The 20,839-nt window shown below is 61.5% G+C and carries 20 protein-coding genes; 13 read left to right on the forward strand and 7 right to left on the reverse strand.

The window, feature by feature from the left end:
• Nucleotides 1-124 precede the first annotated feature (124 nt).
• Together EGJ68_RS11285 and EGJ68_RS11290 are read left to right on the forward strand one after the other, a co-directional pair.
• Entirely contained in the window at nucleotides 125-3,343 is a 3,219-nt protein-coding gene (locus EGJ68_RS11285) for an AsmA family protein (RefSeq protein ID WP_123034623.1), read from the forward strand.
• 66 nt (nucleotides 3,344-3,409) lie between these two features.
• The gene (locus tag EGJ68_RS11290) at nucleotides 3,410-4,762 is read left to right on the forward strand and encodes a sodium-dependent transporter (protein WP_123034624.1); all 1,353 of its coding nucleotides are present in this window, start codon (nucleotides 3,410-3,412) and stop codon (nucleotides 4,760-4,762) included.
• A 12-nt stretch (nucleotides 4,763-4,774) separates the two neighbouring features.
• Here EGJ68_RS11290 and EGJ68_RS11295 read toward each other — a convergent pair whose 3' ends face one another.
• Complete coding sequence (locus tag EGJ68_RS11295) at nucleotides 4,775-5,248, reverse strand: LEA type 2 family protein (RefSeq protein WP_123034625.1); 474 nt, start codon at nucleotides 5,246-5,248, stop codon at nucleotides 4,775-4,777.
• Entirely contained in the window at nucleotides 5,248-5,415 is a 168-nt protein-coding gene (locus EGJ68_RS18245) for a hypothetical protein (protein ID WP_169515381.1), read from the reverse strand. The genes EGJ68_RS11295 and EGJ68_RS18245 overlap by 1 nt, the downstream gene beginning before the upstream one ends.
• 67 nt (nucleotides 5,416-5,482) lie before the next feature.
• Here EGJ68_RS18245 and xrtH point away from each other — a divergent pair, with 67 nt between their 5' ends.
• Nucleotides 5,483-5,980, forward strand: coding sequence for an exosortase H (gene xrtH / locus EGJ68_RS11300; protein ID WP_123034626.1), 498 nt, complete (start codon nucleotides 5,483-5,485; stop codon nucleotides 5,978-5,980).
• Nucleotides 5,977-6,588: an exosortase H-associated membrane protein gene (locus EGJ68_RS11305; RefSeq protein WP_123034627.1), complete on the forward strand. Its 612-nt coding sequence runs from the start codon at nucleotides 5,977-5,979 to the stop codon at nucleotides 6,586-6,588. The genes xrtH and EGJ68_RS11305 overlap by 4 nt, the downstream gene beginning before the upstream one ends.
• Before the next feature lie 30 nt (nucleotides 6,589-6,618).
• Here EGJ68_RS11305 and EGJ68_RS11310 read toward each other — a convergent pair whose 3' ends face one another.
• Nucleotides 6,619-7,632 carry a MerR family transcriptional regulator gene (locus EGJ68_RS11310; RefSeq protein WP_123034628.1) on the reverse strand — a complete coding sequence of 338 codons (1,014 nt, stop codon included), beginning with the start codon at nucleotides 7,630-7,632 and terminating at the stop codon, nucleotides 6,619-6,621.
• Between the two features lie 175 nt (nucleotides 7,633-7,807).
• Here EGJ68_RS11310 and EGJ68_RS11315 point away from each other — a divergent pair, with 175 nt between their 5' ends.
• Nucleotides 7,808-9,109: a sigma-70 family RNA polymerase sigma factor gene (locus tag EGJ68_RS11315; protein ID WP_233248774.1), complete on the forward strand. Its 1,302-nt coding sequence runs from the start codon at nucleotides 7,808-7,810 to the stop codon at nucleotides 9,107-9,109.
• On the opposite strand, the gene EGJ68_RS11320 is transcribed toward EGJ68_RS11315, so the two are convergent.
• Nucleotides 9,085-9,996: a TIGR01777 family oxidoreductase gene (locus EGJ68_RS11320; RefSeq protein ID WP_123034630.1), complete on the reverse strand. Its 912-nt coding sequence runs from the start codon at nucleotides 9,994-9,996 to the stop codon at nucleotides 9,085-9,087. The two genes, EGJ68_RS11315 and EGJ68_RS11320, sit on opposite strands and share 25 nt — an antisense overlap.
• A gap of 92 nt (nucleotides 9,997-10,088) precedes the next feature.
• On the opposite strand from EGJ68_RS11320, the gene EGJ68_RS11325 reads away from it, so the two are divergent.
• The 4 genes from EGJ68_RS11325 to infA all read left to right on the forward strand — a co-directional run bounded on the left by EGJ68_RS11325 (nucleotide 10,089) and on the right by infA (nucleotide 13,700).
• On the forward strand, nucleotides 10,089-10,943 hold the full coding sequence (locus EGJ68_RS11325; RefSeq protein ID WP_233248775.1) for an NAD-dependent protein deacetylase: 855 nt from the start codon (nucleotides 10,089-10,091) through the stop codon (nucleotides 10,941-10,943).
• A 51-nt stretch (nucleotides 10,944-10,994) separates the two neighbouring features.
• Complete coding sequence (locus tag EGJ68_RS11330; protein WP_123034632.1) at nucleotides 10,995-12,431, forward strand: cryptochrome/photolyase family protein; 1,437 nt, start codon at nucleotides 10,995-10,997, stop codon at nucleotides 12,429-12,431.
• A gap of 124 nt (nucleotides 12,432-12,555) precedes the next feature.
• On the forward strand, nucleotides 12,556-13,395 hold the full coding sequence (locus EGJ68_RS11335; RefSeq protein WP_123034633.1) for a hypothetical protein: 840 nt from the start codon (nucleotides 12,556-12,558) through the stop codon (nucleotides 13,393-13,395).
• Nucleotides 13,396-13,481: 86 nt separating this feature from the next.
• Nucleotides 13,482-13,700 carry a translation initiation factor IF-1 gene (gene infA / locus EGJ68_RS11340; protein WP_027948202.1) on the forward strand — a complete coding sequence of 73 codons (219 nt, stop codon included), beginning with the start codon at nucleotides 13,482-13,484 and terminating at the stop codon, nucleotides 13,698-13,700.
• Between the two features lie 47 nt (nucleotides 13,701-13,747).
• On the opposite strand, the gene clpA is transcribed toward infA, so the two are convergent.
• The 3 genes from clpA to icd form a co-directional block, all read right to left on the reverse strand.
• Complete coding sequence (gene clpA / locus EGJ68_RS11345; protein ID WP_123034634.1) at nucleotides 13,748-16,024, reverse strand: ATP-dependent Clp protease ATP-binding subunit ClpA; 2,277 nt, start codon at nucleotides 16,022-16,024, stop codon at nucleotides 13,748-13,750.
• A gap of 17 nt (nucleotides 16,025-16,041) precedes the next feature.
• Nucleotides 16,042-16,371: an ATP-dependent Clp protease adapter ClpS gene (gene clpS, locus EGJ68_RS11350; RefSeq protein ID WP_123034869.1), complete on the reverse strand. Its 330-nt coding sequence runs from the start codon at nucleotides 16,369-16,371 to the stop codon at nucleotides 16,042-16,044.
• Nucleotides 16,372-16,558: 187 nt separating this feature from the next.
• Entirely contained in the window at nucleotides 16,559-17,812 is a 1,254-nt protein-coding gene (icd, locus tag EGJ68_RS11355) for an NADP-dependent isocitrate dehydrogenase (protein WP_123034635.1), read from the reverse strand.
• A 146-nt stretch (nucleotides 17,813-17,958) separates the two neighbouring features.
• Here icd and EGJ68_RS11360 point away from each other — a divergent pair, with 146 nt between their 5' ends.
• Genes EGJ68_RS11360 through hflD form a run of 4 tightly spaced genes read left to right on the forward strand, consistent with a single transcriptional unit; the run spans nucleotide 17,959 to nucleotide 20,837 of the window.
• Nucleotides 17,959-18,630, forward strand: a complete 672-nt coding sequence (locus tag EGJ68_RS11360) for a pseudouridine synthase (RefSeq protein WP_123034636.1) — start codon at nucleotides 17,959-17,961, stop codon at nucleotides 18,628-18,630.
• On the forward strand, nucleotides 18,627-19,079 hold the full coding sequence (locus EGJ68_RS11365) for an NUDIX hydrolase (protein WP_123034637.1): 453 nt from the start codon (nucleotides 18,627-18,629) through the stop codon (nucleotides 19,077-19,079). The genes EGJ68_RS11360 and EGJ68_RS11365 overlap by 4 nt, the downstream gene beginning before the upstream one ends.
• Complete coding sequence (mnmA, locus tag EGJ68_RS11370; protein ID WP_123034638.1) at nucleotides 19,076-20,167, forward strand: tRNA 2-thiouridine(34) synthase MnmA; 1,092 nt, start codon at nucleotides 19,076-19,078, stop codon at nucleotides 20,165-20,167. The genes EGJ68_RS11365 and mnmA overlap by 4 nt, the downstream gene beginning before the upstream one ends.
• On the forward strand, nucleotides 20,151-20,837 hold the full coding sequence (gene hflD, locus EGJ68_RS11375) for a high frequency lysogenization protein HflD (RefSeq protein ID WP_233248776.1): 687 nt from the start codon (nucleotides 20,151-20,153) through the stop codon (nucleotides 20,835-20,837). Before mnmA ends, hflD begins: the two co-directional genes overlap by 17 nt.
• Nucleotides 20,838-20,839: the final 2 nt, after the last annotated feature.

Here is a 20,839-nt window from a genome sequence, read left to right on the forward strand (position 1 = left end):
TATAGGCAGCGGCGCACCAGGTACGCGGCGCGGATCATAGCACAGCGACCTGCGCGAACAAAAAGTTGCGGCGTAGCCACCGTGTTACACTCGTTTTCTTTGACTGGTTGCGACTGGAAACCGTATGCGCAAGCTCTGGATGGTGCCGCTCGCCCTGCTGCTGGTCGCTTTCGCTGCCACACTTGTGCTGCTGTCAACGCCAGGGCTGCTGACCCGGGCATTGCAATGGGGCACAGCTTCTTTTACCGATTATCGCCTTGAAATCGAGGGGCTGGTATTTGAGCCCTCTCAACTGCAGCTTGAATTCGATACGCTGCAACTGCTCCCCAAGGGCTCCACCGGTCCTGCCCTGCTTACCGTACTGGGGTTTACCGGTGACACCCGGCTGGCGGACCTGCGACGGGGCAATTTGGAAGCAACCACCCTGAAGAGCGAAAGCGTTGTCGTCTACGTGTCAGCGGAAGACGACAGCGAGGATCCCACGCCCGCGCAGTGGATGCAGTACCTGCGTTTTCTGCCGGCATCGTTGGTGGTCGATAGCGTGCACGTGGTGAACCGGGACGGCGATGTGGCCATCTTCCCCTTGCGCGACCTACGCGGAGCGCGCAGCGCGGCGGACCGTTTTGAGGTCAGTCTGCTCGCCGACCTCGATGGTGCGCCGCTCGATGTCAGCCTGGAGATCACGGCCAGGGAAATCATGAGCGACCAGGGGCGCGTGACCTTCAGTGCCCGGCTGGCCGCGCCGGAGTCGGGCACCCGGGGCACGCTGGAGGGCCTGCTGACCGGCTACGGGGACGCCTTCCGCTTCGACGTCGCGGTAGATGCGGCGTTTGCCGAAGTCGCAACCTTTTTTGACCTCTTTCCCGACGCGCCACCATTGGCGGGAGCGCTGACCCTGCAGGGAAAACTGCAGGGTGATCTGAACAGCTTTACCCTCACAGATGCAGCGTTTGAGCTGGATAACCGTCCGGCCTATTTCTTTGAAGCCAGCGGTGCAATGACAAGCCAGGACAGCCCTGACCCGAACCTCAGCCTGATTGCATCGGGCGAGCTTGATTCAGCCAGGTATTTCCTGCGCTGGCTGGATCTCGACCTGTCGCCATTGGGCGGAATACGCGCCAGCATCGCTCTTTCCGGCACCGTGGCTAACCCTGCGATCGAGCAGCTCACTGTGGTCACCGCCAGCAGTGACGGGCTGTGGATTGCCCTGAACGGCTCATCAGGCCCGGGCTCGTTAGGGAGCCCCCAGCTACCGCCGGGCACCCTCTTCACTGTGCACGCCGTGGCGCCATCACTCGCGCTGCTCAGCCCCTGGTTGGGGCAGGCACCCACTATCGATCCCGGGCCTTGGGAGTTCGCGGCGACGCTGCGCGAAAATGATGGCGCGCTGCACGTGGAAAATATCATGGGCCAATTGGGCCACAGCGAGAGCACCCAGCTGCGCGTCACCGGGAACGTTGCGCAGGTTGCGTTGACCCCTCCCGAGCAAGGCACTCGCGTCGCCGGCATCGATCTTGCCCTCGAGGTTAGCAGCGCCGATCTGGTCACGCCCGGTCGCTGGTTCAATACCGACGTCCCCCCCGGGTTTTCATTTCAGAGCCAGGTACAGGTCAGTGGCACTGACGCTGAACTCACGCTTCATGATGGGACCGCACAGATCACGCATGAACACCTCACGATCGATGTAAACAACCTGAACACCGTGCTTGGGCACAACATGGGCTACGAGCCACAAGCTCTGCAAGCCGGGATACTGGTGCAGGCGCCTGAAGTAGCCGCATTGGGGCAGTTCGCTGCACTGGATTTGCCGCCGCTGGGTGCTGGCACACTGGAGGGCTTACTCAAATATGGCGGTGAGCGTGTGGCGCTTGACGGTATTCGCGCCACCCTCGACAGCCTGTTCGGGCAACTACTGGTCACCGGAGCGTTGCGAGACCTCACCGGCGCGCGCGAGGCAGAACTGAACGCGCGCGTGCAGCATCTGAGCCTGGATACGTTGCTGACTCAGTTTGCACCGGGCACAAAGCCGCCTGCTGAACTGGGTGGCGTGAGCGGCCGCTTCACACTCCGCGGCACACAGGCGGACTACGTGCTGTCCGACCTTGAACTCAGCAGCACGGAGGGTGCCGCGCTCGGCTTGCGCGCCAGCGGAAACGGCCGCTACGCGAACGACGGCTGGAGTGGTGCTGTTAGCCTCAACTACGGCAGTGATGACCGCGAACTGCTCAAGGCGTTAAGCGGCTTGTCGCTGAAACCCGTCACGGGACAGGCCAACCTGACCGTGGATGCAACCTCCGCGCAATTGCAGGCAAAGGCACAACTGGGTGATACGGCGCTGTCACTTGCGGGGAAAGCAACCCACACAGGCGGCACCATAGACGGATTGCAAGCCACCCTGTCTTCAGCGCTGGTTAACCTGGACGACATTGGCTTACAGGCATCCGGCACCGAAACGACGGATTACCGACCCACAGGACAACTCGATACAGATCCCGACAACCGGTCCTTGCCGCAGTTTCTGACCAGCCTGCCGCGCTATCCGATCGACTTGCGCCTACAGCTCGACACCCTGCGCGGAGAAGTCACCCGTTTCGACGACATCAATGTGCATGTCAACGGCAGCGGCACCACCTACCTGCTCGACCAGTTCGATTTCAGCTACGATGCGGCGCCGGCAGAAATCCGCGGTGTTGTCGATATCAGCCTGGACCCGCCCGGCCTCAGCATTGCCGGGCAGGCGCAGTCTATTCCACTCAACACACTGAGCAGGGACCTGGGTATCGACACGGACATCAGCGGCTCCCTGAACCTGCGCGGCGGCCTCAGCGCCCAGGGTGCAACCGGCACCGAGTTGCTGCAACAACTCAATGGCAACATGGCCTTTGCGCTGGAGAACGCGACCGTTGAGGGTGCGGCCTATGATGTGCTCGCAACGGGCATTCTCACCTGGCTGTTTTCAGGCGCAGCACTGGAAAAGTCAACATTTCTCGACTGCACCATGGCGCAGTTTACGCTTGAAAATGGCGTGGCGCGTACTGACAGCCTCTTCGTCGAGTCTCCGAACATGATCGCCACGGGTATCGGCAGTTTTGACCTGCCCAAACGTACACTGGCGTTCACCCTGACGCCGCGTTCCAAGTCACGCAGCATTCAGATTCCCTCGAGCATCAGCCTGCGCGGCGATATGGCGAGCCCGCGCACCTCGGTTTCTCCCATTGCGGCGACACTGGATGTGTCCGCCGAGGCAATGCTTTTCGTGCCACGCCTTCTGGTAAAGGTATTCGGCGGCGGCCAGTCCAAGAGCGCTGCAACGCGACCCTGCGAGGTACTGCTCACACAATAAGCTCGTGGCATTCCACCGTGATACACTGCGGTCCACGACCCGGCTGGCACGAACGGATTCTTCTTTATGGCTTCTTCCCGCGGCGAGTTCAGCTCGCGCTTTGGCTTCATTATGGCTGCCGCGGGCAGCGCTGTCGGACTCGGCAATATCTGGGGCTTTCCAACCCAGGCCGCCAGCAATGGCGGTGCTGCCTTCCTGCTGGTTTACCTCTTTCTCGCTTTCACCCTCGCCTACCCGGCACTTATGGCTGAGCTGATCATTGGCCGTCACGCTCACGCCAATGCCGTGAGCGCCCTGCGCCTGATATCCCCCAACACCTTGCTGCGCAAGGTGGGTACAGGCACCGGCATCGCAGGCCTGATTGTGGCGAGCTTCATTCTGAGCTTCTATGCCATTGTCGCCGGCTGGATGCTGGCCCATTGCCTGGCTGCGCTGACAGACCTTGCCGGCATGACAGCCGCCAGTGCCTGGCTTACTGATTTCAGTCTTTCACGCAACCTGATATTCATGCTGGTGTTCATGGCACTCACCATCGGCATTATTTCCGAGGGCGTGCAACAGGGCATTGAACGCTGGTCAAGCCGCCTCATGCCTCTGCTGTTGCTGTCGCTGGTGTTATTGGTGATCTATGTGCTCACGTTGGACGGGGCGCTGGATGGCCTGCGGGTCTACCTGTTGCCGGACTTTGAGCGCGCATTGGCACCGGGCCTGATTGTGAAAGCACTCGGTGCCGCTTTCTTTTCGCTATCGCTGGGTGTGGGCACAATGCTGATCTATGGCTCCTATATCAGCGACAGCGAAAATCTGCCGGTGGTGGGCGGTCTGGTTACGCTGGTGGACATCTCCATCGCCGTGCTGGCGGGTTTCCTTGTGTTGCCTGCCATGTACGTCGCCCTGCACAGTGGCGTGGAAATTTTTACTGCCAGCGGCGCGCTTATCTCCGAAGACACCCTGATATTTACGGTATTGCCGAAACTGTTTGACACCATGGGCGTAGCCGGCGTGGTGGTAAGCCTGCTGTTCTTTTTCCTCATGACCATTGCAGCGCTGACTTCATCAATATCCATGCTGGAGGTGCCGGTGGCCTATACGATTGAAGAGCATGGCGTGGGGCGCAAACCCGCGGTACTGGCCATTGGTTCCGTGATTGCGCTGATCAGCACGGTGATCCTGCTGAACTTCGATACGCTGTTTGGCCTGGTTATCGCGGTCACCACCCGCTATAGCCAGCCGCTGCTGGGCTTTATGTTCTGTCTTTATGCGGGTTGGGTATGGCACCGCGACACCCTGCTCCAGGAGTTGCGCAAGGGCGATGCGGGGGCCGAGCACAAGCTGTTCTGGAAAATCTGGCCCGGCTACGTGCGCGTGGTGTGCCCCCTGATCATACTGCTGATCTTTGCCCAGTCGTTTATGGGCTAGCCGCCGCAGCCATCAATTCAGACGCAGCACACCGCTGTCTTCCACATACTGGGTAGGCAGCAAGCCACGAAAGTCAATCTTGGCCGTGAAGCGATACTCCAGCGCATCGCTGCGAGCGCGTCCGAGGCTACCCAACAGCTTCAACACCTCCAGCAGATTCACCCCGGCATCAATCGTGACCTGCTCCTCCGTGTAGCCTGCAATGGCAGGCACCTGATTGGTCACGCCACTGACCAGCTCGCGCTCGAGCAATGCGATACCGTAGCTGATACCCGCAATATCCAGCGCCTGCGCATTGGGGTTGGCGATACGCAGCACGATACGAAAGCGCGGCCCCGAGTCCGCCATGGGCAGGCTCTTGACGCTATCAACACTGACTCGTGGCGGATCAATTGCCGGGCCAAGCCCTGCGCAGCCTGCCAAGAACAGTGCCAACAGCAGCGCAGACAGCGCCCGGTAGCGGCTAGCCCGCAGGCAACGGGCCATCAGTCGCGCCCTCCCGGCGTAACCGAAAAGAAAAACACGCCGTAACCCAGGCTGGCCACGGCGAACACCAGGGCAACCCAATCGCCCGTTTGCAGGTACATCCAACTGCTGAATACCAGCATGCCCAGGGTCAGGACGATCCCTGTATTGCGCGCGGTCGGCGACACTTCGACACTCCTCTATGCTATCCTGCTGCCAAATGCACAGCCAGAAACAGCCGATAATAACATCCGCATGAGCAAATTTATTCTGATATTCCTCGTGGTGCTGGTCGCACTGTTTACCCTGGAAATGCTGGCCCCCGTGCAGGCCGCTGTTGTGCAGCCTTTCACGGCCTCACTGGCAACGCTCAGCGCCGCGTTAATCACCCCCTTCGACAGCAATGTGGTTGCCTATGGCCGAGTCATCGCACACACCGTGAACGGCTTTGCGGTCTCCATTGAGTCGGGCTGCAACGGCGTGGAGGCCGCGATTGTATTGATTGCGGGCGTATTGGCCTACCCCGCGCCGTGGCATTACCGCCTGCTGGCGATTCTCGCGGGTTTTCTTACGATTCAGGTGCTGAATATTGCCCGTATCATCAGCCTGTTCTACCTGGGGCAGTGGAACCTGGATATTTTCAACTGGACACACCTCTACCTGTGGCCCGTGTTCATCATGCTGGACGTGCTCATCGTCTTCATTCTCTACCTGCGCCTTCTCGAGCGGCGCCCGCAGGGCGTGACCGCATGACGCTGTACCGCTTCATCGGCCTTGTGCTGCTGTTGATGATTCCCTTCTTCGGCCTGTGGTACGCGCTGGGCGCCCTGCCCTCGGCGCCGGCCCTGTGGTTGGCGCAAGTCACCCTGCCCTGGGCGCTACCAGAAGTCGTGCAATCGGTGGTAATCGACCGGCACCAGCTGATGGTGTTCACGCTGTTCGGGGAAGCCGGACAAAGCGTCGTATCCCTTGAGCAGGCGGAATATCAACTGGCGTTTCCACTGAACACCCGCATCCTTTCCTACTCGATACCGTTCTATGCCGCGCTCCACTTCGCCAGCCGCATCGAAGGCTCTCTGGAACGTTTCGCCCGCGGTTTACTGGTGCTGTGGTTGCTGATGTTCGTCGGCGTCATTGCAGTCACGCTGAAAAACCTCATGCTGGGCCTGGGTGGCGACCTGCTCTGGACGGCCTCCACAAACCCGCTGCCCTCCGCCAACGCCATCGCGCTGCTCTTCCAGTTCAGCACCCTCATCGTGCCCACGGTTGCGCCGATCATGCTGTGGGCTTGGTCGGTGCGGGAAAGCCCTCATTGGCGCGCTGTCCTGCTCGGCGAGGCGGCTGCAGGTCGACAGCGGTAGCGCAGTGCAGGCGCAAACGCTGCCACGTTATTACGCCGCATCCCCCATCCGGCCACTGCTGATTTCGCGCATCAGCGCTTGATACTCCTCACCGCGGTCCTCCAGTACTGCCTGCAGTGCGCGCTCCATCAGCCAGCGTGCCTGACAAGTATAAGCATAGATACAGGCGTGCACCGCAGCGTCACTCCAGTTGTCCACCGAACAGTTAGAGGAATACTCCTCAAAGTGCGCCAGAGAGCGAATAAGGTCGGCGATATGTCGGGGGCATTCACAGTCGAGCGTGCTTTTCAGCTGCCGCGCCGCGCTCAGCTGGAGTTCATTGAACTGCCGCGGTTTGGCGGTCATCAACTCCCCGAGATTTGTATCGCCCAGGCTGGTCGTCTTGTCAGCAACGCTGCGCGCGAGCTCGAACGCAAGATACGCGGGGTCGGGCGGAAATGTGGTCGCGGCGATATGCTGCTGCTCGAGGGCCTGTAACCAGCGTTCGCTGGCAAACTGGTAGGTCACCAGCGCCTTCTCCACTTCCAGGTTGCGAATAAGATCCCCCAGCTGGCGCGTCTGGGCGCCCGTGAGATTGGCGCACTCCACCACCAGACTGTCGGCCTTGCCGATTTCTTCGCATTCCTTCGCGGTAATCTGGTTCAGCGGAAGCCGCACCAACAGCGCGTCGACGCCGGCAAGACAGCCTTGGTGCTCGTCAAGCCATTCGCAGAGCTGGCCGCCAACAAAAACAACCCGTGGTTTTGGTGCCGGCATTGAACCGCGCCCCGCTTTGCCCCGGCCCCGCAGCAACATCTCAAGTGTCTTGCGCTCGTTCGAGGCAATTTCGCCAATACGTGAGCCGCTGTTGACCAGCGCCGCTACCAACTGCAGGTGCTCTAGATCCGCTTGCGTGTACTGGCGACGCCCGGTTGCCGTCTTGTGGCTGGCCCCCAGGCCATAACGTCGCTCCCAAACGCGGAGCGTGTCGGGCTTGAGCCCGGTAAGCCGGGCCACTGTACCAATGCCGTAGAGGGGCCGAGGTTCCATTAACGCTGCGTTCATATTACTTGCCTCAATTACACTGTGTGCTTGTTGCGCTCACTACTTGTTACGCTGTGCGTTGCACTCTGGATGCATTGTCGAGGTTATGTCTGCATGTTATCTGGACAACTGTCCGGATTTCTTGTCCAACCCTCGCGGTGCAGCGTATACAGCACAAACCGAGAGGAGTGACTACGTGGATAACTGGAAGACCGACACCGACGATCGCGAGCTTGAGCGGCTGTTCGCAGAGGCACGCCGCTATCCGCTCTTGAGCGCCGAACAGGAGCGCGATATCGACACCAGCAAGTGGCGCGCTGTAGATGACCTGGGCAACCTGTTTATTCACAGTGCAGGCGGCCGCCATTTTCTCCAGGACTTGCTGGCCCGTATCCAGCATGAACCCCCGGAGGTCGCCAATTTCGCCAACCGCGACCATCACTTCCTGCTGCGTCGCGAGCTGGTCAGTTACCTCAACGGTGGCGACCAGGCTGGTGTCGTTATACTGTTGGCAGGTGCCCTGTCGGCTGGCGACCTCGAAACGGCCCATGAAACCCTCCGTGAGATGGCGCTGCCGGCAAGCCTTGCCGTTGGCATGGCGAGTGCCCTGGCCAGAGCAAACGAACAATCCGTGAATTGCCGCGTCGCCGATGCATTGCACGCGTGGCAGACCACCACGGAAGGTCGTAAACCAACGACCAAGCGCTACCGGCTGGAATCCGCGCAGCTGAACGCACTGACGCTGGCATTGTCGCGCTTCAACCAGGCGCGCGACACTCTCACCCTGCACAACCTGCGCCTGGTGTACTCCATCGCCGGCAAGGCACGTGGCAAGGGCGCGCCATACCGCGACCTGATTCAGGAGGGCACACTGGGCTTGATCAGGGCCGCGGAGAAGTTTGAGGCAGCCAAAGGCTACCGTTTCAGCACCTACTGCTACAACTGGATCTCCCAGGCCGTGCGTCGTTACATCAGCGACTCGGCCGCGCTGATCCGCTACCCGACCCACGTGCGCGAGCAAGTGGGCAAACTCTATCGGGAGCGCAACGCCCTCTGGAGCACCAGCGGTGAGGAGCCCAGCGAGGCAGCGCTGGCCTCAGCGGCTGGTATTGCTGCCGACAAGGCGCGCGAACTGCGCCAGCTCCGCAACATGGCCATCTCACTGGACCAGCCACAGTTCGATGACGACGACGAATCGCTGCTCGACAGTATGCCCGGTGGACCCTTCGAAGACATTGGTGCGCGCGCTGAATCGGCCTCCCTGCAGCGCTGCCTGCTGCAGGAGATCGAGCACCTCGACCCGGCAGAAAAACAGGTCGTTATCGCCCGCTGGGGTTTACACGACGGGCCGCCGCTAACGCGGGCGGAAGTCGCCGACAAGTTGCGTGTGAGCCGCGAATGGGTGCGTCAACTGGAAAAATCCGCGCTGGACAAGCTCAGCCAGAACAGCGTGGTGCGCAAGGCCGCCAGTGATCACGGCAATTTGTCGCCGGCGTGAGGTTCCAGGATGGCTTCGAGTGCACTGCCTATGTCCGCGTGCCGCCAGAGGAAACCAGCGCCCTCCAGCCGCTGCGGCACGACGCGCTGACCGGTGAGCAAAAGCTCGTCAGCCATTTCTCCGAGCAGCAGACGCATGATTGGCGCGGGCACAGGCATACCGGGCAATGTGGAAAAGTGTTCACGCATGGCGCGGCAGAATTCGCGCTGGGTGACGGGTTGCGGCGCCGTGACATTTACCGCGCCGGAAAACTCCTCATGCTGCAGCAGATAATCGAAAACGGCGACTACGTCCGCGCGATGCACCCAACTCAGGTATTGCCTGCCACTCCCCGGCCAGCTCGCTATGCCGAGCCGGAACGGCTGCGCCATTTGCGTGAACGCGCCACCGTTGGCATCCAGAACAACCCCCAGACGCAGCAGACACACCCGAACCCCGGCGGCAGCCGCAGCCAGCGCCTGTTCCTCCCAGGCGCGACACAGCTCGCTGGCGAAGCCACTCCCCGGCGCGGACACCTCATCAACAGTCTCACTGCCACGTGGGCCGTAAAAGCCGATAGCCGAGGCGCTCAGCAGCACCTGAGGCGGCTCTGCCAGACTACATATCCAGTCGGTCAGGGCGCGCGTGCCCGCCACGCGGGATTCGAGCAGTTCTTGCTTGTAGGCGGCATTCCAGCGTTTGCCGGCGAGGGAGGCTCCGGCCAGATTCACCACAGCCTGCGGCTCCGATGTGGACGACACGGCGTCCAGTGTTGTCACGTAGCGACAGTGCTCCCTGTCGGCGTGTGTCGTGCGGCTGAGCACCGTGACGTCGTGACCCGCTGCCAGCCAGTGCTGCAGCAGCGCCTCGCCCACAAATCCCGTACCGCCCGTTATCAGAATGTGCATAATCGATGCTCTCCCCTTGTGGCGCACCAGAATGCTGTCGACTCAGCCCTTAAACCCGGACCGGGCCACATGAATCCACAGCTGTGAGCAACATGATGAGCAATACAGAGCGGGAACTGCAACAGTTGCAGGACTTTCTTGCCCGCTACCCGAACGTGGTGGCGCTGACTGGCGCAGGCATCAGTGCCAGCTCTGGCATCGCCACTTACCGCGACGCGACTGGGCGCTGGCTCTACAGTACGCCCATCCAGCACCGCGAATTCCTGCAGAACGCCGCGGTCCGCCAGCGTTACTGGACACGCAGCTGGTTCGGCTGGCCCGCCGTGCGCGACGCACGCAGCAACGTGGCACACCGAGCGCTGGCCACGCTTGAGCAACAAGGCGTGGTGAGCCTGGTTATCACGCAGAACGTCGATCGTCTGCATCAACGGGCCGGGAGCAGTGCCGTGGTCGACCTGCACGGGCGCCTGGACCGCGTGCTGTGCCTGAACTGTGAGGCGTTTACCGACCGCGAAGTGATGCAACAGCGCCTCGCCCGCGCCAACCCACAGCTGGCCACACGTCCGCAGGTCAGAGCGCAGCGGCCCGACGGCGACATGGCGCTCCCGGATACCCTGGCGATAGACACGCAGGTACCGCCCTGCGAGGTATGCGGCGGGGTCCTGATGCCCGATGTGGTATTTTTTGGTGGCAATGTGCCCGCTGAACGCGTGCTGCGCGCCAATGAGGCACTGGCCGCGGCGGATGCGCTGCTGGTTATCGGCTCATCCCTGCAGGTGTACTCGGGCTTCCGCTTCTGCCGCAGAGCGCGGGAGCAGAACAAAGCGCTGCTCATTATCAACCCCGGGCTGACCCGGGCTGACGCACTCGCTACACTCAAACTCTCAACGCCCTGCGAAACCTTGCTGGACGCTGCAATTGCAGGCACATTCACTGCCAACACATGAGCCTGCAGCCCACCTGCAGGCCGTGCTCAACAGACACCTGGATCCGACGACATGGCGACCACCGTTTACCTTTTTCGCAACGACCTGCGGCTCACCGATCTGCCGGGGCTGGCGGCGGCGAGCCGCTCCGGAGACGTGCTGCCGCTATACATTCTCGATGATGCCGCTGCCGGTGATCGCGCCCTGGGCGGGGCCAGTCGCTGGTGGCTTCACCACAGCTTGCAAGCACTCGGTGAGGAAATAGCGCAGGCCGGCGGCCAGTTGAACCTGCTGCGCGGTGATAGCGCGGCCTGCCTGCGGGAATTGCTCGCCAGCCGCGATATCCGCGCGGTGCACTGCAGCCGTGCCTACAGCCCCTGGGAGGTGACGCTGGAGGCACAGTTACGCGATAGTTGCGACGCCCTGGGCGTGGCCTTCAAACGGTACCCGGGTACTTTGCTGCACGAGCCCGAGCATATCCAGAATCAGTCCGGCGCGCCGTTCAAGGTGTTTACCCCCTTCTGGCGTCATTGCTGCCGTGCCGAAGCACCGGCCCAGCCCGTGCCGCTTCCCTCTCAAACAACCTGGGCAGAGCCGCTGGAGCAGGGTGCGCCCCTGCGAGAACTCGCACTGCTGCCAACCAATCCCAACTGGGCAGCACACTGGTCTACCCTGTGGGCACCCGGCTCGGAGGGCGCCCACAAGGCGCTAGAGCGCTTCCTGCAAGACCGTGTGGAGCACTACGCCAGCGGCCGCGACCACCCGGCTGAGCAGGCGACATCGCGCCTGTCACCGCACCTGCGCTTTGGTGACGTGTCGCCACGCCAGGTGTGGCACACCGCACGCGCCACCTTGCAGCAGCAGCCGTTATTGGAAGAACAGATCAACAAATTCCTCGCCGAACTGGGCTGGCGCGAATTCTCCTACCACCTGCTGTTTCACTTTCCCAGCATCGAACACTCGCCCTTCAAGTCGCAGTTCAAGGACTTTCCCTGGCTCGGCAACGAAACCCTGCTACGCGCCTGGCAACAGGGACAAACCGGTTACCCGGTGGTAGATGCCGGGATGCGCGAGCTCTGGCACACCGGGTACATGCACAACCGCATGCGCATGGTTACCGCCTCGTTTTTGACCAAGCACCTGCTTACGCACTGGCGCGCCGGTGAACGGTGGTTCTGGGATACCCTGGTCGACGCCGACCCCGCCAGCAACACCGCAAGCTGGCAGTGGGCGGCGGGCAGCGGCGCTGACGCCGCACCGTACTTCCGCATTTTCAATCCGGTAACCCAGGGCCAGAAATTCGACGCTGACGGTGTTTACGTGCGCCGCTGGGTGCCGGAGCTCGCCGCCCTGCCCGACCGCTATCTGCACCGGCCCTGGGAGGCCCCCGCGGCCGTGCTGGAGGAAGCCGGCGTGGTCCTCGGTAGCGACTACCCACAACCCATTGTCGATCACCGTGAAGCGCGTGAGGCGGCGCTCGCGGCCTACCAGGAGATACGCAAGGGCTAAGCGCACCACCATCAACAGGCCACTACCTGTGATGTACACACAGCGCTGGAAATCCGCGCAAAGAGCGTCAATACTGTGTGCTGGTAGCGCGGTAGATCACCCTTCCACACGGAGCACGTTCACAATGGCACTGAACCAGAAAACCCTGTACACGGCATTGCTTCTTACGCTGGGCCTGCATGCAGCACCCGGCCACGCGGATACCGCAGAGGTCATAGATGCTGAAGGCAACCGCATGTCGTTTGAATACCAGGGAAACCAGCTGCGGGTCAATGTCGCGCAGGAACAGGGCAGCTATATGCTGGCCAACGAGCAGAGCCTGTATGTCGTTACCGACAACGACGGCCAGATCATGGTGATTGATGTACAGCAGGCCATGTCCATGTTTGGCGGCATGGCACAAGCCGCGGTGCCGGACCTGGCAGACGTTCGCGTCGACAAGCTGGAGGCAACCGGTCGCAAGGAGACGGTAGCCGGCATCGAAGGTGAGGTGTATACCCTCAATTTCGTCGACCACAATGGCCAGACGCAGCAGGCGGAACTGGTGCTCTCGCCCGACCCGAGGGCCGTCGGCTTCCGCGATGCCATGCATCGCATGGCTTCACGCGTCGGTGACATGGTGGATCAGAAAGACGCCGCCAACCTGTTGCAAACCCGACTGAACGACAAGGAGCTCGGTGTATTGCGCTACGGACAGGATATGCGGGTGGCCAGCATCACGACCGATAGCATTGATCCCGCGCGCTTCACGCTGCCGGCAGAGCCCACCGACCTCTCCGCACTCGGCGGTCTGTTCGGTGGCGGTAATGGCTCCGAGGAAGGTGGCATGGGCGGCATCATGTCCGGCATTTTCGGCGGCAACGCCGAGGAGGCACCGAGTGAAGAAGGTGCACCCGCAGAAGACAGTCTGGAAAACGCCACCAAGGAAATCGGCAAGGCATTCGGCAAGCTGTTCGGTAACTGAGCGGCAGTTTTGCCGCATATTGAACTGGTACATGCGGCGGCTTTAGTGCAAAATGCGCCCCTGATTTTACGAGGGACTGCCGCCGCATGGCAAAAGAAGACCAGATCGAGATGGAAGGTGAGGTTATCGATACCCTGCCCAACACAACGTTTCGCGTACAACTCGAAAACGGCCACGTTGTAACTGCCCACATCTCAGGCAAAATGCGCAAGAACTACATTCGCATCCTCACCGGCGATAAAGTTCGCGTGGAACTCACCCCCTACGACCTCACCAAAGGCCGTATAACCTACCGCGAGCGCTGATACCGCGGCCGAAGCCGCGGCATCATCAGAGCGCGCCCGCCGCCTCCTCAGGCGGGTTCAGCCTCCGTTTCCTCTACATGCACTTCCAGGCCATCTCGCGCCGGGTTGAGCCGCACCTGTGCCACGCCGCCGCTCTGTGCCAGAGCGCCAAACAACACCAGCTCCGCCAACGGCTTCTTGATGTATTCCTGAATCACGCGCGCCATGGGTCGAGCACCCATATTGCGGTCGTAACCCTTCTCCACCAGCCACAGGCGAGCGTCTTCATCCACATCCAGCGTCACGCGCTTCTCGTCCAGCTGGCCCTGCAGTTCGGTGAGGAACTTGTCGACAACCGTGAGGATAACGTCTTCACCCAACGGCTCGAACTGCACAATACTGTCCAGCCGGTTGCGGAATTCGGGGGTGAACATGCGGTTGATGGCTTCCATCGCGTCCGTACTGTGGTCCTGGGTCGTAAAACCGATAGTGCGACGACTGATGCTCTCGGCCCCCGCGTTGGTCGTCATCACCAGAATCACGTTGCGGAAATCCGCCTTGCGACCGTTGTTGTCGGTGAGCGTACCGTGGTCCATTACCTGCAATAACAGGTTGAACACCTCGGGATGGGCCTTTTCGATCTCATCGAGCAGAATCACAGCGTGTGGGTGCTTGGTCACCGCATCAGTGAGCAAACCGCCCTGATCAAAGCCGACATAGCCCGGCGGTGCACCGATCAGCCTCGACACCGTGTGCCGTTCCATGTACTCCGACATGTCGAACCGAATCAGCTCCAGACCAAGTTGCCGCGCCAGCTGCTTGGTGACCTCGGTCTTGCCCACCCCGGTGGGGCCGGCAAGCAGGAAGGAACCGATAGGCTTGTCCCCGGAGCGCAGGCCCGCCCGCGCCAGCTTGATGGAGGTGGCCAGGCTGCTGATCGCCGCCGTCTGGCCAAACACCACCATCTGCAGATTCTGTTCGAGCTTCTGCAGCGTTTCGCGGTCATCCGAGCTCACGGATTTCGGCGGAATACGCGCAATCTTGGCGACCACCGCTTCAATATCGGCCACGCCAACCACTTTCTTGCGCTTCGAAGGTGGCTGCAGCTGCTGATAGGCGCCCGCCTCGTCGATGACATCGATGGCCTTGTCGGGCAGAAAGCGGTCAGTGATGTAGCGCGCAGAGAGGTCGGTGGCCACGCGCAGCGCCTTGTTCGTGTAACGCAGGCCATGGTGCTCCTCGAAACGCGACTTCAGCCCCTTGAGGATGAGATACGCGTCGTCGGGGGATGGCTCCAGCACATCGATCTTCTGGAAGCGCCGGCTGAGCGCCTTGTCCTTGTCGAAAATGCCGCGGTATTCCTGGAAAGTCGTGCTGCCTATACAGCGCATTTTCCCCGAGGTCAGCAGCGGCTTGAGCAGGTTGCTGGCATCCATGACACCGCCGGACGCCGCGCCGGCGCCGATGATGGTGTGAATCTCGTCGATGAAAAGAATCGCTCCCTCGCGCTTCTTCAGGTTGGCCAGCAGGCCCTTGAAGCGCTTTTCGAAATCACCGCGATACTTGGTACCCGCCAGCAATGCCCCCAGGTCCAGCGAGTACACCACGCTGTCCTTGAGCATATCCGGCACGTCGCCATCGACGATCATTTTCGCCAGGCCCTCGGCAATCGCCGTCTTGCCCACACCCGACTCACCCACCAGCAGTGGGTTGTTCTTGCGCCGTCGCGCGAGAATTTGCGCGACTCGCTCCACCTCCGGCATGCGACCAATCAGTGGGTCGATACGCCCGGCACGCGCCTCTTCGTTGAGGTTGGTGGAATAGGTATCCAGTGGGCTTTCTTCGGCCTCTTCCGCGGTCGCACTGTCGCTGGCTGGCCCGCCGGCGGCCCCACTCTCCCCGTCTTCGGGCACGCGGGAAATACCGTGGGTAATGAAGTTCACGACATCAAGACGCGCAATGCTCTGCGTCTTGAGAAAATACACCGCCTGGCTTTCCTGCTCGCTGAAAATAGCCACCAGCACGTTGGCCCCGGTGACTTCGCTGCGGCCGGACGACTGCACGTGAAACACGGCGCGCTGCAGTACCCGCTGGAACCCCAGGGTAGGCTGCGTTTCGCGGTCATCGCTGTCTTCGGGAATCAGCGGCGTGGTCGCGTCCACGAATTCCATGAGGTCTCCGCGCAGAGCGTTGATTTCTGCGCCGCAGGCCTTGAGTACGCGAATGGCGTCGTTATTGTCCAGCAGCGCGAGCAGCAGATGCTCGACCGTCATGAACTCGTGGCGCTTGCCCCGGGCCTCGCGAAAGGCCTCGTTGAGGGTCAACTCCAGATCCTTGCTCAGCATACATTACCACTCCCGGGCTACTCGCCCTCCGATGCCTCGATTTCGCACAACAACGGGTGCTGATTGTCTCGCGCGTACTGATTAACCTGGGCCGCCTTGGTCTCGGCAATATCCCGGGTATATATTCCACATACGCCCTTACCCTTGGTATGGACTGTCAACATCACATGCGTGGCCTGCTCGCGGTTCATGCGAAAGAACACCTCAAGCACCTCAACCACAAACTCCATGGGGGTATAGTCGTCGTTCAGCAAGACCACTTTGAACAACGGCGGCTTCTTGAGCTCCGGCTTGGCGTCCTGCAGCGCGAGGCCGCCTTCCCGGTCGCCCTGCTCGTCGTCGGACATGAGCCACACACCGGCCCGAATACCCTCGTTCACGCCTTTCCTCTCACACATCTTTCCTGTCATAGATAGTGGATATTGGCCCATTATAAGTCAATTCAACCCCCGTCGGTTTTTCGCCACCAAACACCGCCCACAAAAAAGGGCCCGTGCTGCCACGGGCCCTTCCCGGTAAGCCTGCAGAGCCGGCTTACATGTTGTCGATCAGCTTCTGACCGAATTCGGAGCAGCTGACCAGCGTTGCACCTTCCATGAGGCGCTCGAAGTCATAGGTGACCGTGCCTTTCTGGATGGCGCCGTTCATGCCATTGATGATCAGGTCCGCGGCCTCGTTCCAGCCCATATGACGCAGCATCATCTCGGCAGAGAGGATCAGCGAGCCCGGGTTGACTTTGTCCTGACCGGCATATTTTGGCGCCGTACCGTGAGTGGCCTCGAACAGGGCTATGGTGTCTGACAGGTTGGCGCCCGGCGCAATGCCGATACCGCCTACCTGGGCCGCCAGGGCATCCGACAGGTAGTCGCCGTTCAGGTTGAGGGTCGCCACCACACTGTAGTCCTTCGGACGCGTGAGGATCTGCTGCAGCATCGCGTCTGCGATCACATCCTTGATGACGATATCCTTGCCCGTGTTAGGGTTCTTGATGGTGACCCAGGGTCCGCCATCGAGCAGTTCCCCGCCAAACTCCTGTTGGGCCAGCTCGTAGCCCCAATCACGGAAGGCACCTTCCGTGAACTTCATGATGTTGCCCTTGTGTACCAGTGTCACCGACGGCAGATCCTGGTCAATGGCGTACTGGATGGCCTTGCGCACCAGACGCTTGGTGCCTTCCTCGGAAACCGGCTTGATGCCAATACCCACATTCTGCGGGAAGCGGATCTTGGTCGCGCCCATCTCGTTGATGATGAAATCGACAACCTTGTTCGCCTCGTCGGAACCCGCCTTGTATTCGATACCGGCGTAGATGTCTTCAGAGTTTTCGCGGAAGATCACCATGTTGCAGGCACCGGGATCTTTCACTGGCGACGGCACGCCCTCGAACCAGCGCACCGGGCGCAGGCAGGTGTAGAGATCAAGCTCCTGGCGCAGTGCCACGTTCAGGGAGCGGAAGCCGCCACCGACCGGTGTGGTCAGGGGGCCCTTGATACCGACCGAGTACTCCTTGATGGCCTGCAGTGTTTCCTCGGGGAACCAGTCACCATCGTACAGTTCAGCGGCTTTCTCACCGGTGTAGATCTCCATCCAGGAGATCTTCTTGCTGCCACCGTAGGCTTTCTCGACCGCGGCGTCGACCACGTTGATCATGACCGGGCTGATATCGACACCAATGCCGTCACCCTCAATGTAGGGGATGATCGGGTCGTTGGGGACGTTCAGGCTGAAATCGTCATTGACCGTGATCTTTTCGCCGGTCGCCGGCACCTTGATGTGCTTGTAGCCCATAGATTGTTCTCCGTCGCTGTGGGTCCATTGAGTCTCGGGGTGCGGTATCCTTGTGGGATCCCCCGTTAAAACGGCGCTTAGTGTATCAGGTTTCCCGGCCTTTCTCTTGAACCGGGGAGCAGTTTTTTAACCGCTACGGAGCCACGATGGCCACGGTAATTCTTTTCAACAAGCCCTTTCAGGTACTGAGCCAGTTCAGCGACCGCGGTGACCAACCCGGGGGCGCTGAGAGCGCCGCGACGACAACCGCAGACAACGCTGCGCGCCCGCGCCGTGCCACCCTGGCGGACCACCTGCAGGCGCCGGCCTTCCGGGTTGCGGGGCGCCTGGACTACGATTCCGAGGGCCTGCTGCTACTCACCGACAACGGCGCGCTGCAGCAACAGATTACCCACCCGCGCCACAAACTCTGGAAAACCTACTGGGCCCAGATTGAAGGCCGACCCAACCCGGAGCAGATTGCCGCACTGCAGGCCGGCGTCACGTTGCGCGACGGCCCCACCCTGCCCGCGCGTGTGCGCGCCATCGAGCCGCCCAGCACCCTCTGGCCACGGGACCCGCCTGTGCGTGTGCGCCTGACCGTCGCCGACAGCTGGCTGGAAATCAGTATCCGCGAAGGGCGCAACCGTCAGATCCGCCGGATGACCGCGGCAGTCGGGCTGCCCACCCTGCGCCTGATTCGCGTGGCCATTGGTGACTGGACACTGGAGGGCCTGCCACCCGGTGCCCACCGCAGGCTGACCGTGCACCCGCCTCGCAAACGCAGCGGGGCAAAAACCGGCGGCGAGCAAAGCCGCCGCAGGAGGCAAAGACCATGAGCGAGTGGTTTGCCCACGTCACCGTGGCCACTGTGGTGTTCGACGAAGGGCGTTACCTCATGGTCGAAGAGCGCGATAAAACCAGCGGCAGGCGCGTGTTCAACCAGCCCGCGGGGCACCTTGAGGCCGGTGAAACACTCCTCGAGGCCGCACTGCGTGAAACCCGCGAGGAAACGGGCTGGAGCGTAGAATTACAAGGGGTGCTGGGGCTGGCGCGCTATGTCGCGGCGGGCAATGGGGTGACTTACTATCGCACCACTTTCTGGGCGCTGCCACGGGAACTGCTGACCGGCGCAGAGCGTGATCCCGACATCCTGGCGGTGCACTGGCTGGACTACGAGGAAATCCTCGCCAGTTCTGCTAGAATGCGCAGCCCGCTGGTACTTGCCGCCATTGAGCAGCACCGCAGCGGCATTCGCTATCCTCTGGACCTGATTTCACCAGCATGAGCCTCAACGCATCGACCAAGGTAATCGTCGGCATGTCAGGTGGCGTGGACTCTTCCGTCGCCGCGCTGTTGTTGCGCGAGCAGGGGTATCAGGTGGAAGGCCTGTTCATGAAGAACTGGGACGAGGACGACGGTACCGAGTACTGCACGGCCAAGGCGGATTTTGCAGACGCGCAGGCAGTGGCTGATGCACTCGACATTCGCCTGCACGGAGCCAATTTTGCCGCCGAGTACTGGGACAACGTGTTCGAGCACTTCCTCGCCGAGTACCAGGCCGGGCGCACACCCAATCCCGACATCCTCTGTAACCGCGAAATCAAGTTCCGCGCCTTCCTCGACTACGCCCTGCTGCTGGGAGCCGATCGCATTGCCACCGGGCACTACGCGCGTCGCGGAGAGACACAGAGCAAAGCCACGCTGTTGCGGGGGCTGGATGACAACAAGGACCAGAGCTACTTCCTCCACGCCGTAGGCCACCGCGAGCTGGCACAAACATTGTTCCCCGTCGGCGAGATCGCCAAGCCCGAGGTGCGGGCCATCGCCGCGCGCCACGCACTGGTGACCTCGGACAAAAAAGACTCCACCGGCATCTGTTTTATCGGCGAACGCCGTTTCAAGGATTTCCTGCAGCAATACCTGCCCGCGCAGCCCGGTGACATCTACAGCCTGGACGACGAGTTGCTGGGCCGGCATCAGGGCCTCATGTATCACACCATAGGCCAGCGCCAGGGGCTGGGCATTGGCGGCCTCGCCGACCATGGTGACGCGCCCTGGTACGTTGTCGGCAAGGACCTCGAACACAACATCCTGCGCGTGGCACAAGGCAACAACCACCCCGCCCTGTTCAGCAATAGCCTGCACGCCGGTGCCATTTTCTGGATTACCGGCGAAGCGCCGGAATTCCCCCTGCACTGTACCGCCAAGGTGCGCTACCGCCAAGCCGACCAGGCCTGCCGTGTCAGCCCCGCCGCCGGCGGTTTCCGGGTCGAGTTTGACGCGCCACAGCGTGCCGTCACCCCCGGCCAGTCCGTCGTGCTCTATGACGGCGAACGCTGCCTGGGAGGGGGTGTCATTGAACGCACCGACTGAACCCGGCGCACAAACGGTGCCGCTACTGGACCAGCAGACCATCGCCCTCGCTGGCGTTGCCCAAGCCGCGCGTCTGGTGGATCAGGTATCACGCACGGGGAGCTGCCCACCGGAATTCCTGCAGGCCTCGCTCAACAGCCTGTTTGTGTTCGACAGCGAAGCAGTGGATGACATCTACGGTGGCCTGGGTGGTGTTAAACTGGGCCTGGATACGCTGGCCATGGTGCTGCACAATCAACAGCCGCAGGAACTGCGCGACATGGTGCGCTATGTCTTCAACCTGCTGTACCTGGAACGCAAGTTCGCTGCGGACACGGCAATGATGCGGGTCGTGCACTCCCGACTGCAGCACACCAGCTTTCGCGCCGAGCACTTCGCCGGCAACGTGAACGACATTTGCCACAGTGTGTCCGGTGTGTACCAGGATACGCTGAGCACGCTGAAGTTTCGCATCAAGGTAAACGGCAACGCGCAACACCTGCAGAACCGCCAGAATGCCGACACCATCCGCGCCCTGTTGCTGGCGGGCATACGCTCCACCCACTTGTGGCGCCAACTCGGTGGCCGGCGCTGGAAGCTGCTGCTGCAGCGGCGCAGTATCGGGCGGCGCGCCCATGAACTGTCACGCCAGCTGGGCGTGGCGCAACACCCGACCGATTCTCCGGAGTAAAG

Origin of the sequence: Haliea alexandrii (assembly GCF_003719295.1) — a bacterium.
GTDB classification, from domain to species: domain Bacteria; phylum Pseudomonadota; class Gammaproteobacteria; order Pseudomonadales; family Halieaceae; genus Haliea; species Haliea alexandrii.

Coding starts and splice junctions, on each gene's coding strand:
- EGJ68_RS11295 (WP_123034625.1), bottom strand. CDS start 5,248: ATGGCCCGTTGCCTGCGGGCTAGCCGCTACCGGGCGCTGTCTGCGCTG.
- EGJ68_RS11360 (WP_123034636.1), top strand. CDS start 17,959: ATGGCCACGGTAATTCTTTTCAACAAGCCCTTTCAGGTACTGAGCCAG.
- EGJ68_RS11305 (WP_123034627.1), top strand. CDS start 5,977: ATGACGCTGTACCGCTTCATCGGCCTTGTGCTGCTGTTGATGATTCCC.
- EGJ68_RS11365 (WP_123034637.1), top strand. CDS start 18,627: ATGAGCGAGTGGTTTGCCCACGTCACCGTGGCCACTGTGGTGTTCGAC.
- icd (WP_123034635.1), bottom strand. CDS start 17,812: ATGGGCTACAAGCACATCAAGGTGCCGGCGACCGGCGAAAAGATCACG.
- EGJ68_RS11290 (WP_123034624.1), top strand. CDS start 3,410: ATGGCTTCTTCCCGCGGCGAGTTCAGCTCGCGCTTTGGCTTCATTATG.
- xrtH (WP_123034626.1), top strand. CDS start 5,483: ATGAGCAAATTTATTCTGATATTCCTCGTGGTGCTGGTCGCACTGTTT.
- EGJ68_RS11310 (WP_123034628.1), bottom strand. CDS start 7,632: ATGAACGCAGCGTTAATGGAACCTCGGCCCCTCTACGGCATTGGTACA.
- EGJ68_RS11285 (WP_123034623.1), top strand. CDS start 125: ATGCGCAAGCTCTGGATGGTGCCGCTCGCCCTGCTGCTGGTCGCTTTC.
- mnmA (WP_123034638.1), top strand. CDS start 19,076: ATGAGCCTCAACGCATCGACCAAGGTAATCGTCGGCATGTCAGGTGGC.
- infA (WP_027948202.1), top strand. CDS start 13,482: ATGGCAAAAGAAGACCAGATCGAGATGGAAGGTGAGGTTATCGATACC.
- EGJ68_RS11335 (WP_123034633.1), top strand. CDS start 12,556: ATGGCACTGAACCAGAAAACCCTGTACACGGCATTGCTTCTTACGCTG.
- clpA (WP_123034634.1), bottom strand. CDS start 16,024: ATGCTGAGCAAGGATCTGGAGTTGACCCTCAACGAGGCCTTTCGCGAG.
- EGJ68_RS11325 (WP_233248775.1), top strand. CDS start 10,089: ATGATGAGCAATACAGAGCGGGAACTGCAACAGTTGCAGGACTTTCTT.
- clpS (WP_123034869.1), bottom strand. CDS start 16,371: ATGTCCGACGACGAGCAGGGCGACCGGGAAGGCGGCCTCGCGCTGCAG.
- EGJ68_RS11320 (WP_123034630.1), bottom strand. CDS start 9,996: ATGCACATTCTGATAACGGGCGGTACGGGATTTGTGGGCGAGGCGCTG.
- EGJ68_RS11330 (WP_123034632.1), top strand. CDS start 10,995: ATGGCGACCACCGTTTACCTTTTTCGCAACGACCTGCGGCTCACCGAT.